Below are 16474 nucleotides of genomic sequence, written 5' to 3'. Positions count from 1 at the left end.
TCTTTCCGATGCGCGGGCACTCAGGGCCTGTGCAGACACAACAGGGAAAGCGACCGCGCAGGGTGCTGCTCACCGGCTGGTTCAGCTTCCGGGACAGGGAGGCGACCGCCGGGGACGTGCTGGCCCTGCGCCGGGTGGAGGACGTGCTGCGGGGGACGGGCATTCCCTACGACGTCGCCTGGAGTCCCCGTTTCCGTCCGGAGGCACTGCATCTGGACCGGCTGTGGCCCGAGGACTACAGCCACCTCGTGTTCGTGTGCGGCCCGCTGCACGGACCGCAGGTGGAGGAGCTGCACCGGCGCTTCGCTCACTGCGTGCGGATCGCCGTGGGCACGTCGGTGATCGACCCCGGCAGCCCGGCCGTGACCGGCTTCCACCGGGTGCTGCCCCGTGACGGGCCGGACAGTGAGCCGGTGGAGGACCTCGCGGCCCGCGCCCCGGACGTGCCGGCGCGGCCCGTCGTCGGGGTGATCCTCGCGCACGGGCAGCACGAGTACGGGCAGCTGCGGCGGCACGGGCAGGTCGCGGAGGAGGTGACGCGCTGGCTGGCCTCCAAGGACTGCGGCAGGCTGGAGCTGGAGACGCGGCTCGACACGCACGACTGGCATCTGAGCGCGACGCCCGCACAGCTGCAGTCCGTACTGGCCCGGCTGGACCTCGTCGTCACCGACCGGCTGCACGGGCTGGTGATCGCGCTGCGGGTGGGCACACCGGTGCTCGCCGTCGACCCGGTCGCGGGCGGCGCCAAGCTGACCGCGCAGGCCCGGGCCTGCGGCTGGCCCGCGCTGGTGCCCGCCGAGCAGCTCGACGTGCGGCAGTTGGACCGCTGGTGGGACTGGTGCCTGACCGGCGGCCGGGTGACCGCGCGGCAGATCCGCGACGGCTTCCGCGAGGGCTCCGTGCCGGACAGCGCGGACCGGCTCGTCGAGGCGCTGGCGCGGCCGGTGCCCGGTTAGCCCCGGGCGACCACGGGGCACCCGCTTGTACGTCCCCTGCTGTACTTCCCCCGCCGCACGTCCCCCCGGGAGGAGAGACGGTCCGGCCGCCCGGAAGGAGAGAGCGTGTCCATCGGCCGACTTCCCGAGAACGAGCAGCGCATCCTCGATGAGATGGAACGCGCTCTGCGCCGCGACCGCCGCCTCGCCCGCAGGCTGCGCACCCACCGGGTGAGCCGCCGCCCCGACCCCGCCCGCGTCCTGGCCCGACTGGCCTGCTACCGCCCCCGCGTCCGAACCGTCCTGGTCCTGCTCGCGGTGTCGGTCGGGCTGATGGTGGCCGGGATCGTCACGTCCGAACCGGGGGTGATCTGGGCGTTCGCCGCGCTGTGGCCCCTGACGATGTTCGCCGCGTTCCGGCTGATGTGCCGGTGCTGCGACGGCTGAACGCGGCCCTGCCGCTCAGGGCCGCGGGGTGCCGGGCAGTTCGTCGACGGCCCTCAGGACGTCCTCGACGCTGATGCGCAGGAGCGCCGAGTCGGGCCGACGGCCGTGCGGGTCGCCCTCCGGGCCGTACCACAGGGCGCGGTGGCGCGGGTCGGCCGGCGGGCCCCAGCGGCTCGGCGCGACCGGGCCGAACAGGGTGACGGAGCGCGTGCCGTGGGCGACGGCGAGGTGGGCGATGCCGGTGTCGCCGCTGATCACGGCGTAGGCGCCGGCCACGAGAGCGGACAGTCGTTCGAAGGGCAGGCCGCCGTCGAACACGTCCGTGTCCGGCAGACCGGCCCGCTGGGCGAGCCGGGCCACCAGGTCGCCCTCGGCCGGGCCGCCGGTGACCACGACCCGCAGGCCCCGGGCGCGCAGTTCGGCCGCGACGGCCGCGTACCGCTCGACGGGCCAGCAGCGCGCGGGCGACCCGGCGCCGGGGTGCAGGACGACCGCGCCGGGCGCCGGAGAGGCGCTCTGCGGGCGGGGCAGCAGCAGATCGCCCGGGTCGGCGTCCATGCCGTACGCCCGCAGCAGCCGGCACCAGCGGTCACGTTCGTGCTCCTCCGGGTACCAGGGCGGGCCGTCGGTCCCGGGCAGGTCCGGGTGGGCGAAGGCGAGCAGTTTCAGCGGGCGCAGGCCCAGGAGCAGCCGGTGGCTGGGCGGGCCGTTGCCGTGCAGGTCGACGGCGATGTCCGGGGGCGGGCCGGTCCAGTCGAGTGTGCGCGGGACGGCCCGGCCGGGGGCGGCGGCGGGCAGCAGCCGGTCCACGGCCCCCGTCGCCTCCGCGACCGGCGCGAGTTCGGCGGGCGTGGCCAGCACGAGTTCGTGCTCCGGGTGGGCTCGCCGCAGGGCACGCAGCGCGGGGACACCGGCGAGGAGGTCACCGAGCCCGAGGGCGCGCAGGACGAGGAGGCGGGGTCGTATGGCGTGCGCTGTCCGGTCCGGAGTCATACCAGCAGCCTGCCGCGCGAGGAGGGGACCCGCCGCCGCAAGCCCGCTCATCGGGTGCCCGACCACGCGTGGTCACCCGCGCCGGGGCTGCCACGACACGAGCCTCAAGACTGATTCCTCCCGCACCGATGCGGCCGTCGGCCCGTACCGGGCGGGGCCGCTCCCTCAGCATTTCATGCGGGTGAAGTGGGCTGTTGTGCCGCGGCGAGCAGGCGACAACGCAGGGCCTGTTCCTCGACTCCGCCGTCCCCGCCGGGCTCTACCCGATACAAACAGGCCTGAGGTGTGCGCGTAACGGAGTCCGTCAGCAGGCCGCTCGTGAAGAGGGCGCCGACGCCGTCCTCGACTGCCCAGCCGGCCGGCAGCGTGCGGTTCGCCACGGCTGCCTGATATGACGCTCGTCGGCCCGGCTCACTGTCGTAGTGCGGGCAGACCGAGCCGGACAGCAGGCCCAGCCCGTCCGAGAGGTGGGTCAGCGGCCCGAACGAGTCGGTATGCGATCCCTCGGCCCAGCAGTTGGCGCCGGCGCTGATGCCGCACAGCAGGGTCCCTCGGTCGAAGGCTTCGCGAAGCAGCCTGTCCACACCGTGCGCGCGCCAGACCGCCAGCAGGTTCGCGGTGTTGCCCCCACCTACATAGACGACGTCTTGAGAGAGGAGGAACGTGCGTAGGGCGTCGTCATCGAGCTCCCGTCGAAACAGCTGCAAGACGCCGGGCTCGCAGGAACGTGACCGGTACGCCTCGAAGAACTGCTGGATATAGGCGGGAGCGTCGCCACTGGCTGTCGGAATGAAGCACACCCTGGGGCGAGGAACGGATACCTGATCGAGCATCCAGTCATCCAGCAGACCATCGTCGTCGATGGAGAAGCCGCCTCCAAGGAGAGCCACACGACGTTCCGGAACGACAGCCACGAGGGTGCCTCCTCAGGTCACGACTCAGATGCGCACGATGCACTGAACCGTGGCAAGCCATCGTCCGCATCCGCAAGCGAATAGTCCCTCTGGGCGCGCCGCGGCCATGTCCATGTGCGGGCAGGCGGGCAGGCCAGGGACAGCCAAGGCGGCGGCCTCGTGCGGCGGCGGCCGTCACAGATGGCCGCGCGGGGCGGGGCCGGAGGTGAACGCCTCCTGGATGGGGCGTTCGTCGGCGAGGACGCGGCCCTTGGGCGGTTCGTCCAGCACCGCTCGTACGGCGGTGAGCAGGTCCGGGGCGATGTGGTCCGCCCGTGCGGTCTCCTCGGGGCGGGTGCGCCCGTTCGGGACGAGGATGCCGTGGGCGCCCGCACGGCGCGCGGCCTCCGCGTCGGCCGAGGTGGAGCCGATCAGGACGAGCTCGGCGGGCCCGGTGCAGATCCGCCCGCCGGCCCAGAGCAGCATGCCGGGCCGGGGCCTGCGGCAGTGGCAGCCGTCGTCGGGGCCGTGCGGGCAGACGGCGAACACCTCGAAGGGGCCGAGGAGTTCGTCGACGCGTCGATTGACGCGGCGGACATCGGCGTCGCTGAACAACCCCTGGGCGACGCCGGGCTGGTCGGTGACGACGCCGGTGCGGATGCCGTGCGCGCGCAGCAGGGCGAGCGCCTCGCGGGCGCCCTCGACCGGGCGTACGCGATCGGGGCCGGCGGCGTCCGGGACGTCTTCGACGAGTGTGCCGTCGCGGTCGAACAGCACGGCCTTCACCGGGCTCACGGGATGGCCTCCTCCTGCCAGGCGGGGGTGTGACGGTGGCGCCAGGCACCTGCCAGCCGGTGCCAGGTCGCGGTGGGCGGGATGAGCACGCTGGTCGCCAGCATCGTCGCCACCTCGTGGCGGGTGCGCGGGCCGGGAACGATACGGGCGCGGGCGAACTCCGCCGTACCGGCCGCCCAGCCGAGCGCGCAGGCCGTCGCGGCCCGGCCGTGCCCGGAGGCGGCGAGGGCGCAGGCCGCGACGCCGGCGGTCGTGATGGCCGTGTGGGTGCGGATCCGGCCGCGCGGCGCCACTGCCTTGTCCCACCAGTCGGGGCCGTGCAGATGCCGCATGAGGGCATCGTCGGCGTTGCCGCGCTGCTGGCGCACGGACACCCAGCGGGAGGCGGAGCGCACGGGGTGGCGGGTGGTGCGGCGGCCCTGCCGGATGCGCCAGCCCGAGTCGAGGACGCGCAGCGCGAGGTCGGCGTCGTCACGGAAGGCCCGCCGGAAGCGTTCGTCGAAGCCGCCGACCTGCCGGAGGACCTCCGTGCGGTAGGCCATGTCGGCGGTGACCCAGTGGGCGCGGACGAGTCCGGCGGTGCCGCGTTCCCAGTCGGTGGGGCGGCGTTCGCCGGGCAGCGGCACGGCGAGGACACCCTGGACGCCCGCGGTGTCGTGCGACGCCTCGGCGAGGTCCTCGGCCAGCTGCTCACACCAGCGGGCCCCCACCTGGACGTCGTCGTCGAGGAACACCGTCCACGGCGTGTGCACGGCGCGCAGTCCGGTGTTGCGGGCGGCGGCGGGCCCACGACCACCACCGTCCAGCACGGTGGTCCGCTCCCGCAGGTCGCCGAGGACACTCAAAGGGTGCTTCAGCGGGCCGGGTTCGGGGTCGGTCCGGTCGTCGACCAGGATGATCTCCTCGGGGCGCGGTCCGGTCGCCGCCGCGAGCGCGGCGAGACAGTCGGCGAGGGTGTCCGGTACGAGGGTGGGGACCACGACGGCGTACGAGGTCATGTGTGCGCGCCCTCCCTCCAGCGATGTGCGCGGCTACCGTGCTGGCGAGTGCCGCGGTACGACTCCCTCAAACACCAGGTCAGGGCCGTCGGGGAACGCCTCGGCGACTATGCACCACGCGTATACACGCGATGTATAGTCCCGGCATGCCTTCTCTGACCAAGAAGATGACGAAAACGGGGACCGCGTTCCGAACAGCCGGAACGCTCGCGGCGGCCGCCGCCCTCACCCTCGCCCTGAGCGGCTGCACGGGGACCGACACCACGGCTCCCAGCGCCGTCCGGGCCCGACCGGCCACGGACATGCAGCCGGCCCGGTTCGGCGCCGTCGACTGCCGCGAGGCCAAGTGCATCGCGCTCACCTTCGACGCCGGACCCAGCGAGCACTCCGCGCGGCTGCTGGACATCCTGAGGGAGAAGCAGGTCCCTGCGACCTTCTTCCTCCTCGGGAAGCGGCACATCGAGAAGTATCCGGAGCTGGTGCGGCGCATGGCCGACGAGGGACACGAGGTAGCCAGCCACACCTGGGACCACAAGATCCTCACCGAGCTGAGACCCGAGGAGATACGCGAGGAGCTGGAACGCCCCAACGAGGCGATAGAACGACTCACCGGGCGACGTCCGACCCTGATGCGCCCGCCGCAGGGCCGCACCGACGACACCGTGCACGCCATCTGCCGCGAACTCGGCCTCGCCGAGGTGCTGTGGAGCGTGACGGCGAAGGACTACCGGACGACCGACTCCGACCTGATCACCCGCCGCGTCCTCGCCCAGTCCTCCCGGGACGGGATCATCCTCCTCCACGACCTCTACGACGGCACGGTGCCGGCGGTGCCGGGGATCATCGACGCGCTGAAGGAACGCGGGTACGTCTTCGTGACGGTGCCTCAACTCCTGGCACCGGGGAAGGCGGAGCCGGGCGAGGTGTACCGGTGACGCCCCGCGGGTTCCCTACGATCGGGGGGTGGCGAACTTCCTGCTAGAACGCACCGTTCCGCTCCCTCTCGACGAGGCGTGGCGGCGGATCACCCGGTGGCGGCGGCACGGTGACGCGGTACCGCTGACGGTGGTCAGGGTCGTGCCGCCCGGGCCGACACGCGAGGGCACGCTCGTCGTGGCCCGCTCGGGTGTCGGGGCGCTGGCCTTCGACGACCCGATGGAGGTCACGGTGTGGCAGCCGCCGCGGGACGGGGCCCCCGGGCTGTGCCGGCTGGAGAAGCGGGGACGTGTCGTCCTCGGGTGGGCGGAGCTGGAGGTACGGCCGGGGCCCGGGGGGCGTTCCCGCGTGGTGTGGCGGGAGGAGATCCGGGTCCGGTTCGTGCCGTCGGTCTTCGACGGGGCGGTGCGGCGCTCCTCGCGGTACGTGTTCGGGCGCACCCTGAACCGTCTGCTCAGGATGGCCTGACACCGTATGCGTAGGCAGGCCTGACACTTCGGCACCCCGGCAGGGCCTTCCCTGCCGGGGCTCAGGAAGGCCTGATGCTTCGGCCGTCGGCACGGCGTACCCGACCGGAGCTCAAGCCACGGACCCGATCCCCCAACGGCACGGCGTACCCGGCCGGCGCTCAGGCAGGCCTGACGCTTCGGCCGCCGGCACGGCGTACCCGACCTGAGCTCAAGCCACGGACCCGATGCGGCCCATGGTCGCCGCGTCCGGCTCGTGGTGGATCGGCGTGTGCGCCCCGGTCAGGGAGACGCCGCTGCCGCCACGCCGCGCGGCGACGATCTCCGCCGCGATCGACAGGGCCGTCTCCTCGGGCGTACGGGCACCGAGGTCCAGCCCGATGGGCGAGCGCAGACGGCTCAACTCCAGGTCGGTGACGCCGACTTCCCGCAGTCGGGCGTTGCGGTCCAGGTGGGTGCGCCGGGAGCCCATGGCACCGACGTACGCCACGGGCAGCCGCAGCGCCAGCTTCAGCAGGGGGACGTCGAACTTGGCGTCGTGGGTCAGCACGCACAGGACCGTGCGGGCGTCGACGTCGGTGCGCTCCAGGTAGCGGTGGGGCCACTCGACGACGATCTCGTCGGCCTCCGGGAAGCGGGCCCGGGTCGCGAAGACGGGGCGCGCGTCGCACACCGTGACGTGATGGCCGAGGAACTTGCCGACGCGGACCAGGGCGGCGGCGAAGTCGATCGCGCCGAACACGATCATGCGGGGTGCGGGGACCGAGGACTCGACCAGGACCGTGAGGGGTGCTCCGCAACGCGAGCCCCGCTCGCCGATCTCCAGGGTGCCGGTGCGGCCGGCGTCCAGGAAGGCGCCGGCCTCGGCGGCGACCGTGCGGTCCAGTTCGGGATGGGCGCCGAAGCCGCCGTCGTGGGAACCGTCGGGGCGGACCAGCAGGGCCCGGCCCGTCAGTTCGCGCGGGCCCGACGCGATCCGCGCCACCGCCGCCGCCTCCCCTCGGGCGGCGGCGGCGAGCGCGGACGCGACCACCGGGCGGACCGGATCGGCGGCCCGTACCGGGGTGACCAGGATGTCGATGACGCCGCCGCAGGTCAGGCCCACGGCGAAGGCGTCGTCATCGCTGTACCCGAAGCGCTCCAGGACGGTTTCGCCGTCCCGGAGGGCCTGCTCGCACAGTTCGTAGACAGCGCCCTCCACGCAGCCGCCGGAGACCGAGCCGATCGCCGTGCCGTCGGCATCCACCGCGAGTGCGGCGCCGGGCTGCCGGGGCGCGCTGCCGCCGACGGCCACCACGGTGGCCACGGCGAAGTCACGGCCCTGCTCGACCCACCGGTTGAGCTCCTCGGCGATGTCCAGCATCTGTCTCGGTCTCCTTGAGGTCGCGGGAGGGTGGGCGTCAGTGGACGCCCAGCCAGCTCTCGATCGGGTTGAGGGCGAAGTAGACGAGGAACACCGCCGTGAGGATCCATACGAAGGCGCCGATCTCGCGCCACTTGCCCTGGGCGGTCTTGATGGCCACGTAGGAGATGACGCCCGCGGCGACACCGGTGGTGATGGTGTACGTGAACGGCATCAGCACGACGGTGAGGAACACCGGGACGGCGGTGGCCCGGTCGGCCCAGTCCACGTGCCGGGCGTTCATCAGCATCATCGCGCCGATGACGACGAGGGCGGCGGCGGCGACCTCCGACGGAACGATGGCGGTGAGCGGGGTGAAGAACAGGCAGGCCGCGAAGAACAGGCCCGTGACCACGGAGGCCAGACCGGTGCGGGCGCCCTCGCCGACACCCGTGGCCGACTCGATGAACACGGTCTGGCCGGAGCCGCCGGACACGCCTCCGACCGCGCCGCCGGCCCCGTCGATGAACAGCGCCTTGGACAGGCCCGGCATCCGGCCCTTGTCGTCGGCGAGTTTCGCCTCGGTGCCGACGCCGATGATGGTGGCCATCGCGTCGAAGAACCCGGCGAGCACCAGGGTGAAGACGATCATGCCGACCGTCATCGCGCCGACCTCGCCCCAGCCGCCGAACTCGACGTGCCCGAAGAGCGTGAAGTCGGGCATGGAGACGGCGCTGCCGTGCAGTTCGGGCGCGCCGCCCGCCCACTGCTTGGGGTCGATGACGCCGGCGGCGTTCAGGATCGCCGCGACGATCGTGCCGCCGACGATGCCGATGAGGATGGCGCCCGGGGTGTTCCGGGCCTGGAGCATGAAGATCAGCAGCAGGGTGCCGGCGAAGAGCAGGACGGGCCAGCCGGCCAGTTCGCCCGCAGGGCCGAGCGTGAGGGGGGTCGCCTCGCCCTGGTGCACGAAGCCCGACTTGTAGAACCCGATGAGGGCGATGAACAGGCCGATGCCCATGGTGATGGCGTGCTTGAGCGCGAGCGGGATCGCGTTCATGATCATCTCGCGCAGGCCGGTGACGACCAGCAGCATGATGACCACGCCGTACATCACGCACATGCCCATCGCCTGCGGCCAGGTCATCTCGGGCGCGACCTGGGAGGCGAGGACCCCGGAGACGGAGAGGCCGGCGGCGAGGGCCAGGGGGACCTTGCCGACGAAGCCCATCAGCAGGGTGGTGAAGGCCGCCGCGAACGCGGTCGCGGTGATCAGGGCGGGCTGGGCGAGCGTGTCCCCGGCGGCGTCCTTGCCGGACAGGATCAGGGGGTTGAGCAGCAGGATGTAGGCCATCGCCATGAAGGTCGTGATGCCGCCGCGCACTTCACGGGCGACCGTCGAACCTCTGTGGGATATGTGGAAGTACCGGTCGAGCCAGGACCGTCCGGCCGGGACGCGGGTGCCTTCACCCGCGTCCTCGGCTGTGGCCCTCGGCTCCAGTGATTGCTGGGTCATGGGTGCCGTCTCCCAAGTTTCAAAGGGGGTTGGGATGTTCACGACCCGGGGGACGGCCCGAGACGAACAAGGGACCTGGGGGACGAAGCCCCCAGGGGATCGTGACTGCTCAGCCCTCGGAGAGCTGGGTACCCGTCAGGTGCTCGGGCCTCACCGGAGTCCGGTTCAGTTCGAGCCCGGTCGCGTTCCGGATCGCCGCGAGGACGGCCGGGGTCGACGACAGGGTGGGTGCCTCGCCGACACCGCGCAGGCCGTACGGGGCGTGGTCGTCGGCGAGTTCGAGGACGTCGACCGGGATGGTCGGCGTGTCGAGGATGGTCGGGATCAGGTAGTCGGTGAAGGACGGGTTCTTGACCTTCGCCGTCTTCGGGTCGACGACGATCTCCTCCATGACCGCCACGCCCAGGCCCTGCGTGGTGCCGCCCTGGATCTGGCCGAGCACGGACAGCGGGTTGAGCGCCTTGCCGACGTCCTGGGCGCAGGCCAGCTCGATGACCTTGACCAGGCCGAGCTCGGTGTCGACCTCGACGACGGCCCGGTGGGCGGCGAAGGAGTACTGCACGTGCCCGTTGCCCTGGCCGGTGCGCAGGTCGAAGGGCTCGGTCGGCCGGTGCCGCCACTCCGCCTCGACCTCCACGGTCTCGCCCTCCAGGACGTCGGCCAGGTCGCTGAGGACCTCGCCGCCGTCGGTGACGACCTTGCCTCCCTCCAGGAGCAGTTCGGCCGTCGCCCAGGCCGGGTGGTAGGAGCCGAACTTGCGGCGCCCGATCTCCAGGACCTTCTCGCGGACCAGCTCGCAGGAGTTCTTCACAGCGCCACCGGTGACATACGTCTGCCGCGAGGCCGACGTCGAACCGGCGCTGCCCACCTGGGTGTCGGCCGGGTGGATGGTCACCTGCGTCACGCCCAGCTCGGTGCGGGCGATCTGGGCGTGGACGGTGACGCCGCCCTGGCCGACCTCCGCCATCGCGGTGTGCACGGTGGCGACGGGCTCACCGGCGACGACCTCCAGGCGCACCTTGGCGGTGGAGTAGTCGTCGAAGCCCTCGGAGAAGCCGACGTTCTTGATGCCGACCGCGTAGCCGACCCCGCGTACGACGCCCTCGCCGTGCGTGGTGTTGGACAGGCCGCCCGGCAGCTCCCGCAGGTCGGCGCCCTCGCTGGACTCCCACTGGCGCTCCGGCGGCATCGGCATCGCCTTGACGCGGCGCAGCAGTTCGGCGACGGGGGCCGGGGAGTCGACGGGCTGCCCGGTCGGCAGGAGCGTGCCCTGCTCCATGGCGTTGAGGCGGCGGAACTCCACCGGGTCCATGCCGAGCTTCGCGGCGAGCTTGTCCATCTGCGCCTCGTAGGCGAAGCACGCCTGGACCGCGCCGAAGCCGCGCATCGCGCCGCAGGGCGGGTTGTTGGTGTAGAGGGCGACGGCCTCGATGTCCACGTCGTCGACCACGTACGGGCCGACGGACAGGGAGGAGGCGTTGCCGACGACGGCCGGGGAGGCGGAGGCGTAGGCGCCGCCGTCGAGGACGATCCGGCACTTCATGTGGGTCAACCTGCCGTCGCGCGTGGCCCCGTGCTCGTAGTACAGCTTCGCGGGGTGGCGGTGGACGTGCCCGAAGAACGACTCGAACCGGTTGTAGACGATCTTGACGGGCTTGCCGGTGCGCAGCGCCAGCAGGCAGGCGTGGATCTGCATCGACAGGTCCTCACGGCCGCCGAACGCGCCGCCGACGCCGGACAGCGTCATCCGAACCTTGTCCTCGGGCAGGCCGAGCACAGGCGCGATCTGGCGCAGGTCGCTGTGCAGCCACTGGGTGGCGATGTAGAGGTGGACGCCGCCGTCCTCCTCGGGCACGGCGAGTCCGGACTCGGGGCCGAGGAAGGCCTGGTCCTGCATGCCGAAGGTGTACTCGCCCTCGACGATGACGTCGGCGCGCTCACGGGCGGCGGTCACGTCGCCGCGGACGATCGGCTGGCGGTGCACGATGTTGGGGTGCGGGACGTGACGGGAGTGGTGGTCGTCGCGGTTCTCGTGGATGAGGATCGCGTCCGGGGCGGTGGCGGAGGCCTCGTCGGTGACGACCGGGAGTTCCCGGTACTCCACGTGGATCTTCGCGGCGGCGCGGCGCGCGGTCTCCGGGTGGTCGGCGGCGACGATGGCGACCGGCTCGCCGTGGTGGCGGACCTTGCCGTGGGCGAGGACCGGGGTGTCCTGGATCTCCAGGCCGTAGTTCTTCACCGCCGTGGGCAGGTCGTCGTACGTCAGTACGGCGTAGACGCCCGGCATGGCCAGGGCCTGGCTCGTGTCGATGGACGCGATCTCCGCGTGTGCGACGGCCGAGCGGAGGATCTGACCCCACAGCATGTCCTCGTGCCACATGTCGGACGAGTACGCGAACTCGCCGGTGACCTTGAGGGTGCCGTCGGGGCGGAGCGTGGACTCGCCGATACCGCCCTTGGTCCGGGAGCCCTGCGTGATCTTCGTGGGGGTTCCGCTGGGGGAAGCCATGATCAGACCGCCTCTGACTGCCGGGCGGCCGCGAGGCGCACCGCGTCCATGATCTTCTCGTAGCCGGTGCAGCGGCACAGGTTGCCCGACAGCGCCTCGCGGATGTCCGCGTCGGTCGGGGTCGGGTTGCGCTCCAGCATCTCGTCGGCGGCGACCAGCAGACCGGGCGTGCAGAAACCGCACTGCACGGCGCCGGCGTCGATGAACGCCTGCTGGATCGCCGACAGCTCGGTGCCCTCGCCGGTGTGCGAGTCGGCGCCCTTGGCCTGCCACCCCTGGGCGTCCTGCAACGGCGTACCGCAGGCGCCGGACGCGCAGCCGCCCTCGGCGCGCTGCTTGGCGAAATCGGCCAGCCCCTCGACGGTGACGACGTCGCGGCCCTCCACCTGCCCGGCGGCGACCAGGCACGAGCACACCGGCACACCGTCCAGACGGACCGTGCACGAGCCGCACTCGCCCTGCTCGCAGGCGTTCTTCGAACCCGGCAGCCCGAGCCGCTCCCGCAGCACGTACAGCAGGGACTCGCCCTCCCACACGTCGTCGGCTTCCTGCTGACGGCCGTTGACCGTGAAGTTGACGCGCATCACGCAGCTCCCTCGATGGTGCGGCGGTCGCCGCGGTAGGACTCCCAGGTCCAGGTCAGCGTGCGGCGGGCCATGACGCCGACCGCGTGGCGGCGGTAGCTCGCGGTGCCCCGGACGTCGTCGATCGGGTTGCAGGCGGCGGAGCACAGGTCCGCGAACTGCTTGGCGACCGACGGCGTGATGATCTGCCCGTTGTCCCAGAAGCCGCCCTCCTCCAGAGCGGCGTTCAGGAACTCCTCGGCGGCCTTGGCCCGGACGGGTGTCGGAGCTGCCGAACCGATCCCGGTCCGCACGGTCCGCGTCTCGGGATGCAGCGCGAGCCCGAAGGCGCACACGGCGATGACCATCGCGTTCCTGGTCCCCACCTTGGAGAACTGCTGCGGCCCGTCGGCCTTCCTCACGTGCACGGCGCGGATCAGCTCGTCGGCCGCCAGCGCGTTGCGCTTCACACCCGTGTAGAACGCGTCGATCGGGATGCGGCGCGTGCCGCGCACCGACTCGACCTCCACCTCGGCGCCCGCCGCGAGCAGGGCGGGGTGGGCGTCACCGGCCGGGGAGGCGGTGCCGAGGTTGCCGCCGACGCCGCCGCGGTTGCGGATCTGCGGGGAGGCGACCGTGTGCGAGGCGAGGGCCAGACCCGGCAGCTCGGCCCGCAGGTTCTCCATGATCTTCGTGTACGGCACGGAGGCACCCAGCCGCACGCTCGCCTCGCCGACCTCCCATTCCGAGAGGTCGCCGATGCGGTTCAGGTCCAGGAGGTACTCGGGCCGGCGGTGGTCGAAGTTGATCTCGACCATCACGTCGGTGCCACCCGCAATCGGCACAGCTGTGGGGTGCTCGGCTTTCGCGGCGAGCGCCTCCTCCCAGCTGGCGGGGCGAAGGAAGTCCATGACCGGCTCTCTTCTTCGTCTTCTCGTGGAGCGTTCGGTTCGAGCCAATCCGTGTGCGGCGGTCCCGGCTCGTCCATGTGCTGTTGACGCGTAGTGACCTCAGTACACAGGGGGGTGCTCCGACTGAGTCAGTCACGGAAACCATGAAGGAGTTGGCTGGCCAGGACAGGCATCTTGTAGATTCGTATGAACAGAGGCCCTCAGAAACCTCCTCGTTCTCCTGTGGAAACGCGCGACACAACCGCGTGACCTGGAACACAGCCGGGGCAGGTCTGATTTCGAGACAAAGAACGGCGGCGACGAGAATGCGGCTGCGCGCACTGCTGGACACCGACGCGCTGGGCCTCAAGCTGCTCGGCGGCGAGGACGAGCTGGAACGCACCGTGCGGGGTGTGATGACCACCGACCTCCGCGACCCCAGCCGCTACCTCGCGGGCGGCGAACTGGTGCTCACGGGCCTGGCCTGGCGCCGGGACGAAGACGACTCGGAGCCGTTCGTCCGGATCCTGGTGCAAGCGGGCGTCACGGCCCTCGCCGCGGGCGAGGCCGAGCTCGGGGACGTCCCCGAGGACCTGGTCGTGGCCTGCGCCCGCCACCGCCTCCCGCTCTTCGCGGTGCACGAGTCGGTGGCGTTCGCGACGATCACCGAGCACGTCGTACGGCAGGTGTCCGGCGAGCGCGCCGGCGACCTCGCGGCGGTCGTCGACCGACACCGCCGGATGATGACCTCGGGCCCGGCCGGCGGCGGTCCCGACGTGGTCCTGGACCTGCTGGGCACGGACCTGGACCTGCGGGCCTGGGTCCTGTCCCCCACCGGCCGCCTGATCGCCGGCTCCAAGGCCGCGGGCCCCGCCCTGCCGGCCGAGACGTGTGCCCGGCTCGCCGGAGAGCACCTGGCTTCCCTCCGCACGGGCCGCCGCGGCCCCCACCGCGTCGTCCTGGGCGCCACGACGTACTCCCTGTTCCCGGTCCGCTCCACGGGCCGCTCCCCGCAGCCCGCCGGGGACGTCCGCGAGACCGTCCTGTCGGACTGGCTGCTGGCCGTGGAGGCGGACGCCGGGGACTGGCCCGAGGAGCGCCTGGACCTGCTCTACGGCGTCACCCAGCTGATCGCGGTCGAGCGGGACCGCCGCGACGCGGCCCGCTCGGTCCGCCGCCGCCTGGCCCAGGAGGTCCTGGAACTGGTCCAGACGGGCGCGGCACCCGCCGAGATCGCCGCCCGGCTGCGCGTGGCCGCGCCGGTGCTGCTGCCCGGCCTGGGCGCCGCGCCGCACTGGCAGGTGGTCGTGGCCCGTGTCGACTGGGAGGGCGGGGAGGTCGAGGGCGGCCCGGTGGCGCAGGCCCTGCTGGAGGAGGTCCTCGTCGACCCCGCGGTCGCCGGGCCGGAGCACTCCGACCGCATCGCCGTGGCCCACACGGGCGACGAGGCCATCGCCCTGGTGCCCCTCCCGGCCGTCTCGACGGAGCACGACGGCTCGGAGACGGGCGTCCTCGCGGACGCGCTCCTGGGGTCGGTACGGGACCCCCTGACGGCGGGCCTCGACGACGACGGCCGTCTCACCCTCGGCGTCAGCGCGGCCGTCCACTCGGCGGAGGGCCTGCGCGGCGCCCTGGAGGAGGCCCGCCACGCCCGGCGCGTCGCCGCGGCCCGCCCGGGTCGGGTCTGCGCGGCCGGCCACCAGGAACTGGCCTCCCACGTCCTGCTGCTGCCCTTCGTCCCGGACGACGTCCGCCGGGCCTTCACGGCCCGCCTCCTGGACCCACTGCGCGACTACGACCGCCGCCACCGCGCCGAGCTGATCCCCACCCTGGAAGCCTTCCTCGACTGCGACGGCTCCTGGACCCGCTGCGCCGCCCGTCTGCACCTGCACGTCAACACGCTGCGCTACCGGATCGGCCGGATCGAGCAGTTGACGAGCCGTGACCTGTCGCGGCTGGAGGACAAGCTGGATTTCTTCCTGGCCCTGCGCATGAGCTGAAACCCGGGGTGTCCCGACCCAAACCCGGAACACCCCCGAGTCCCACGACTTTGTGAAATCCTTCACCCACCCTCTTGGCCCGGCCCGCCGATTCGTGCTGAGATGCCGCCACCACTCAACAGCTCGATGGCGTGCTCGGGGAGGGCAACGTGGCGCATACCGCCATGTCTGGTAACGGAACGACCGCCGGCGACGATCCCCTCCAGACCGCGGTATGGCGGCTGCGCTCCCGCGGATGCTGGGCAGACGCGGCCGCCCTGCTGCCGCCGACCACACCGGCGGCGGCGCTGCAACGCGCGTCGTTGCTGGTCGAACGGTGTCTGTACACCGAGCAGGGCTGGGAGGAGGCCGAGGACGCGCTGCGCACGGCCGAGGCGATGGCCCACAGCGACGACGAACGCGGCGCGGCCGCTTGTGAACGCGGGTACTTGGCCTACGCGGCGACGCTGCTCGCGGTGCGGGACCGGGCCGACGAGGCGCGGGCCGCGCTCGGGCGGGCGGCGGCGCTGATCCCCCCGGGGGCTCCGGCGCGGGCTCTGCTCGACTTCCGGCGCGGGCTCCTGGCGGAGAACCTGACGAGCGCGCCCCAGGCCGCCCGGGCGGCGTACCGCCGTGCCCACGCGGGTGCGACGGCGCACTCCGACCCGCTGCTGCTGTCCTTCACCTGGCGTCACCTGGCGGGACTCGCCCTGCGGGAAGGGGAGTTGGCGGAGGCGCGGCACGGCTTCACGGAGTCGCTGCGGATCCGGGAGGAGCTGGGTTATCTCGTCGGCACGGCTCCGGCGCTGGTGTCCCTCGCCGACGCCGAGACGGAGCCGGAGGCGTCCCGGCTGCGGGAGGAGGCCCGGCGGTTGTTCCGGCTGCTCGGGGGCGTACCGACGTGGCTGTCCCGCCAGTTGGCTCCGCCGGTGCCGCCGGCTGCGACGGCTTGAGGGGGCGCGGGGTACTCGGCGCCGGGGCCGGGTGGGTCCGCAGCCCGGCGTAGCCAGGTGCCCCCCATGCTCTCAGCGCAGGGGCGACCCCCAGCGCCCCTGCGGCACGCATGCCCGCAGCTGAGGGGTGGGGCCGGCACGTATGCCCGCAGCTGCGCGAGCCACGACGCTCTCGCACCCGCGTACGGCGAGGGGGGGACGTGTCGGGGGGTCTCGCCCGCAGCGGTTGGCGCGTCAACGCCAGTCAGTCGGTGGGGA

The 16474-nt window shown here is 72.7% G+C and carries 15 protein-coding genes; 6 read left to right on the top strand and 9 right to left on the bottom strand.

Annotated elements, in window-relative coordinates:
• Positions 1-8 precede the first annotated feature (8 nt).
• Both ACFY9S_RS18740 and ACFY9S_RS18735 read left to right on the top strand, forming a co-directional pair.
• The gene (locus tag ACFY9S_RS18740) at positions 9-956 is read left to right on the top strand and encodes a polysaccharide pyruvyl transferase family protein (RefSeq protein ID WP_391129537.1); all 948 of its coding nucleotides are present in this window, start codon (positions 9-11) and stop codon (positions 954-956) included.
• Positions 957-1061: 105 nt separating this feature from the next.
• Positions 1062-1382, top strand: coding sequence for a DUF3040 domain-containing protein (locus tag ACFY9S_RS18735; RefSeq protein ID WP_391129534.1), 321 nt, complete (start codon positions 1062-1064; stop codon positions 1380-1382).
• Positions 1383-1397: 15 nt separating this feature from the next.
• On the opposite strand, the gene ACFY9S_RS18730 is transcribed toward ACFY9S_RS18735, so the two are convergent.
• The 4 genes from ACFY9S_RS18730 to ACFY9S_RS18715 all read right to left on the bottom strand — a co-directional run bounded on the left by ACFY9S_RS18730 (position 1398) and on the right by ACFY9S_RS18715 (position 5061).
• Positions 1398-2375 carry a glycosyltransferase family 9 protein gene (locus tag ACFY9S_RS18730; protein ID WP_391129531.1) on the bottom strand — a complete coding sequence of 326 codons (978 nt, stop codon included), beginning with the start codon at positions 2373-2375 and terminating at the stop codon, positions 1398-1400.
• Between the two features lie 173 nt (positions 2376-2548).
• On the bottom strand, positions 2549-3289 hold the full coding sequence (locus ACFY9S_RS18725) for a Type 1 glutamine amidotransferase-like domain-containing protein (protein WP_391129528.1): 741 nt from the start codon (positions 3287-3289) through the stop codon (positions 2549-2551).
• Positions 3290-3463: 174 nt separating this feature from the next.
• Positions 3464-4063, bottom strand: coding sequence for an HAD-IIIA family hydrolase (locus tag ACFY9S_RS18720; RefSeq protein ID WP_391129525.1), 600 nt, complete (start codon positions 4061-4063; stop codon positions 3464-3466).
• Entirely contained in the window at positions 4060-5061 is a 1002-nt protein-coding gene (locus tag ACFY9S_RS18715; RefSeq protein ID WP_391129522.1) for a glycosyltransferase, read from the bottom strand. The genes ACFY9S_RS18720 and ACFY9S_RS18715 overlap by 4 nt, the downstream gene beginning before the upstream one ends.
• A 146-nt stretch (positions 5062-5207) precedes the next feature.
• On the opposite strand from ACFY9S_RS18715, the gene ACFY9S_RS18710 reads away from it, so the two are divergent.
• A complete protein-coding gene (locus ACFY9S_RS18710) occupies positions 5208-5996 on the top strand; it encodes a polysaccharide deacetylase family protein (protein ID WP_391129519.1) in 789 nt (262 codons plus the stop codon).
• Positions 5997-6024: 28 nt separating this feature from the next.
• The gene (locus ACFY9S_RS18705) at positions 6025-6465 is read left to right on the top strand and encodes an SRPBCC family protein (protein ID WP_391129516.1); all 441 of its coding nucleotides are present in this window, start codon (positions 6025-6027) and stop codon (positions 6463-6465) included.
• A gap of 210 nt (positions 6466-6675) precedes the next feature.
• Here the strand turns inward: ACFY9S_RS18705 and ACFY9S_RS18700 are convergent, their stop codons facing one another.
• The 5 genes from ACFY9S_RS18700 to ACFY9S_RS18680 form a co-directional block, all read right to left on the bottom strand.
• Positions 6676-7827, bottom strand: coding sequence for an XdhC family protein (locus ACFY9S_RS18700; protein WP_391129513.1), 1152 nt, complete (start codon positions 7825-7827; stop codon positions 6676-6678).
• A gap of 37 nt (positions 7828-7864) precedes the next feature.
• Entirely contained in the window at positions 7865-9322 is a 1458-nt protein-coding gene (locus ACFY9S_RS18695; RefSeq protein WP_391129510.1) for a solute carrier family 23 protein, read from the bottom strand.
• A gap of 109 nt (positions 9323-9431) precedes the next feature.
• Entirely contained in the window at positions 9432-11831 is a 2400-nt protein-coding gene (locus ACFY9S_RS18690) for a molybdopterin cofactor-binding domain-containing protein (protein ID WP_391129508.1), read from the bottom strand.
• A gap of 2 nt (positions 11832-11833) precedes the next feature.
• On the bottom strand, positions 11834-12415 hold the full coding sequence (locus ACFY9S_RS18685; RefSeq protein ID WP_391129505.1) for a 2Fe-2S iron-sulfur cluster-binding protein: 582 nt from the start codon (positions 12413-12415) through the stop codon (positions 11834-11836).
• On the bottom strand, positions 12415-13305 hold the full coding sequence (locus tag ACFY9S_RS18680) for an FAD binding domain-containing protein (RefSeq protein ID WP_391129502.1): 891 nt from the start codon (positions 13303-13305) through the stop codon (positions 12415-12417). The genes ACFY9S_RS18685 and ACFY9S_RS18680 overlap by 1 nt, the downstream gene beginning before the upstream one ends.
• A 305-nt stretch (positions 13306-13610) precedes the next feature.
• Here ACFY9S_RS18680 and ACFY9S_RS18675 point away from each other — a divergent pair, with 305 nt between their 5' ends.
• Together ACFY9S_RS18675 and ACFY9S_RS18670 are read left to right on the top strand one after the other, a co-directional pair.
• Positions 13611-15284 carry a PucR family transcriptional regulator ligand-binding domain-containing protein gene (locus tag ACFY9S_RS18675; RefSeq protein ID WP_391129499.1) on the top strand — a complete coding sequence of 558 codons (1674 nt, stop codon included), beginning with the start codon at positions 13611-13613 and terminating at the stop codon, positions 15282-15284.
• Positions 15285-15448: 164 nt separating this feature from the next.
• Positions 15449-16216 (top strand): hypothetical protein, encoded by a 768-nt coding sequence (locus ACFY9S_RS18670; RefSeq protein WP_245936575.1) that lies wholly within the window; start codon positions 15449-15451, stop codon positions 16214-16216.
• The last annotated feature ends 258 nt before the right edge of the window (positions 16217-16474 follow it).

The sequence above is a fragment of the Streptomyces sp. NPDC012474 genome (assembly GCF_042955185.1).
GTDB classification, from domain to species: Bacteria; Actinomycetota; Actinomycetes; order Streptomycetales; family Streptomycetaceae; genus Streptomyces; species Streptomyces cahuitamycinicus.
This window is presented reverse-complemented; position numbering and strand designations above follow the sequence as displayed.

What these genes read in the sequence shown, in the direction of transcription:
- ACFY9S_RS18730 (WP_391129531.1), bottom strand. Translation starts at nt 2,375, where the DNA reads ATGACTCCGGACCGGACAGCGCACGCCATACGACCCCGCCTCCTCGTC.
- ACFY9S_RS18670 (WP_245936575.1), top strand. Translation starts at nt 15,449, where the DNA reads ATGTCTGGTAACGGAACGACCGCCGGCGACGATCCCCTCCAGACCGCG.
- ACFY9S_RS18710 (WP_391129519.1), top strand. Translation starts at nt 5,208, where the DNA reads ATGCCTTCTCTGACCAAGAAGATGACGAAAACGGGGACCGCGTTCCGA.
- ACFY9S_RS18700 (WP_391129513.1), bottom strand. Translation starts at nt 7,827, where the DNA reads ATGCTGGACATCGCCGAGGAGCTCAACCGGTGGGTCGAGCAGGGCCGT.
- ACFY9S_RS18740 (WP_391129537.1), top strand. Translation starts at nt 9, where the DNA reads ATGCGCGGGCACTCAGGGCCTGTGCAGACACAACAGGGAAAGCGACCG.
- ACFY9S_RS18685 (WP_391129505.1), bottom strand. Translation starts at nt 12,415, where the DNA reads ATGCGCGTCAACTTCACGGTCAACGGCCGTCAGCAGGAAGCCGACGAC.
- ACFY9S_RS18675 (WP_391129499.1), top strand. Translation starts at nt 13,611, where the DNA reads ATGCGGCTGCGCGCACTGCTGGACACCGACGCGCTGGGCCTCAAGCTG.
- ACFY9S_RS18715 (WP_391129522.1), bottom strand. Translation starts at nt 5,061, where the DNA reads ATGACCTCGTACGCCGTCGTGGTCCCCACCCTCGTACCGGACACCCTC.
- ACFY9S_RS18695 (WP_391129510.1), bottom strand. Translation starts at nt 9,322, where the DNA reads ATGACCCAGCAATCACTGGAGCCGAGGGCCACAGCCGAGGACGCGGGT.
- ACFY9S_RS18680 (WP_391129502.1), bottom strand. Translation starts at nt 13,305, where the DNA reads ATGGACTTCCTTCGCCCCGCCAGCTGGGAGGAGGCGCTCGCCGCGAAA.
- ACFY9S_RS18690 (WP_391129508.1), bottom strand. Translation starts at nt 11,831, where the DNA reads ATGGCTTCCCCCAGCGGAACCCCCACGAAGATCACGCAGGGCTCCCGG.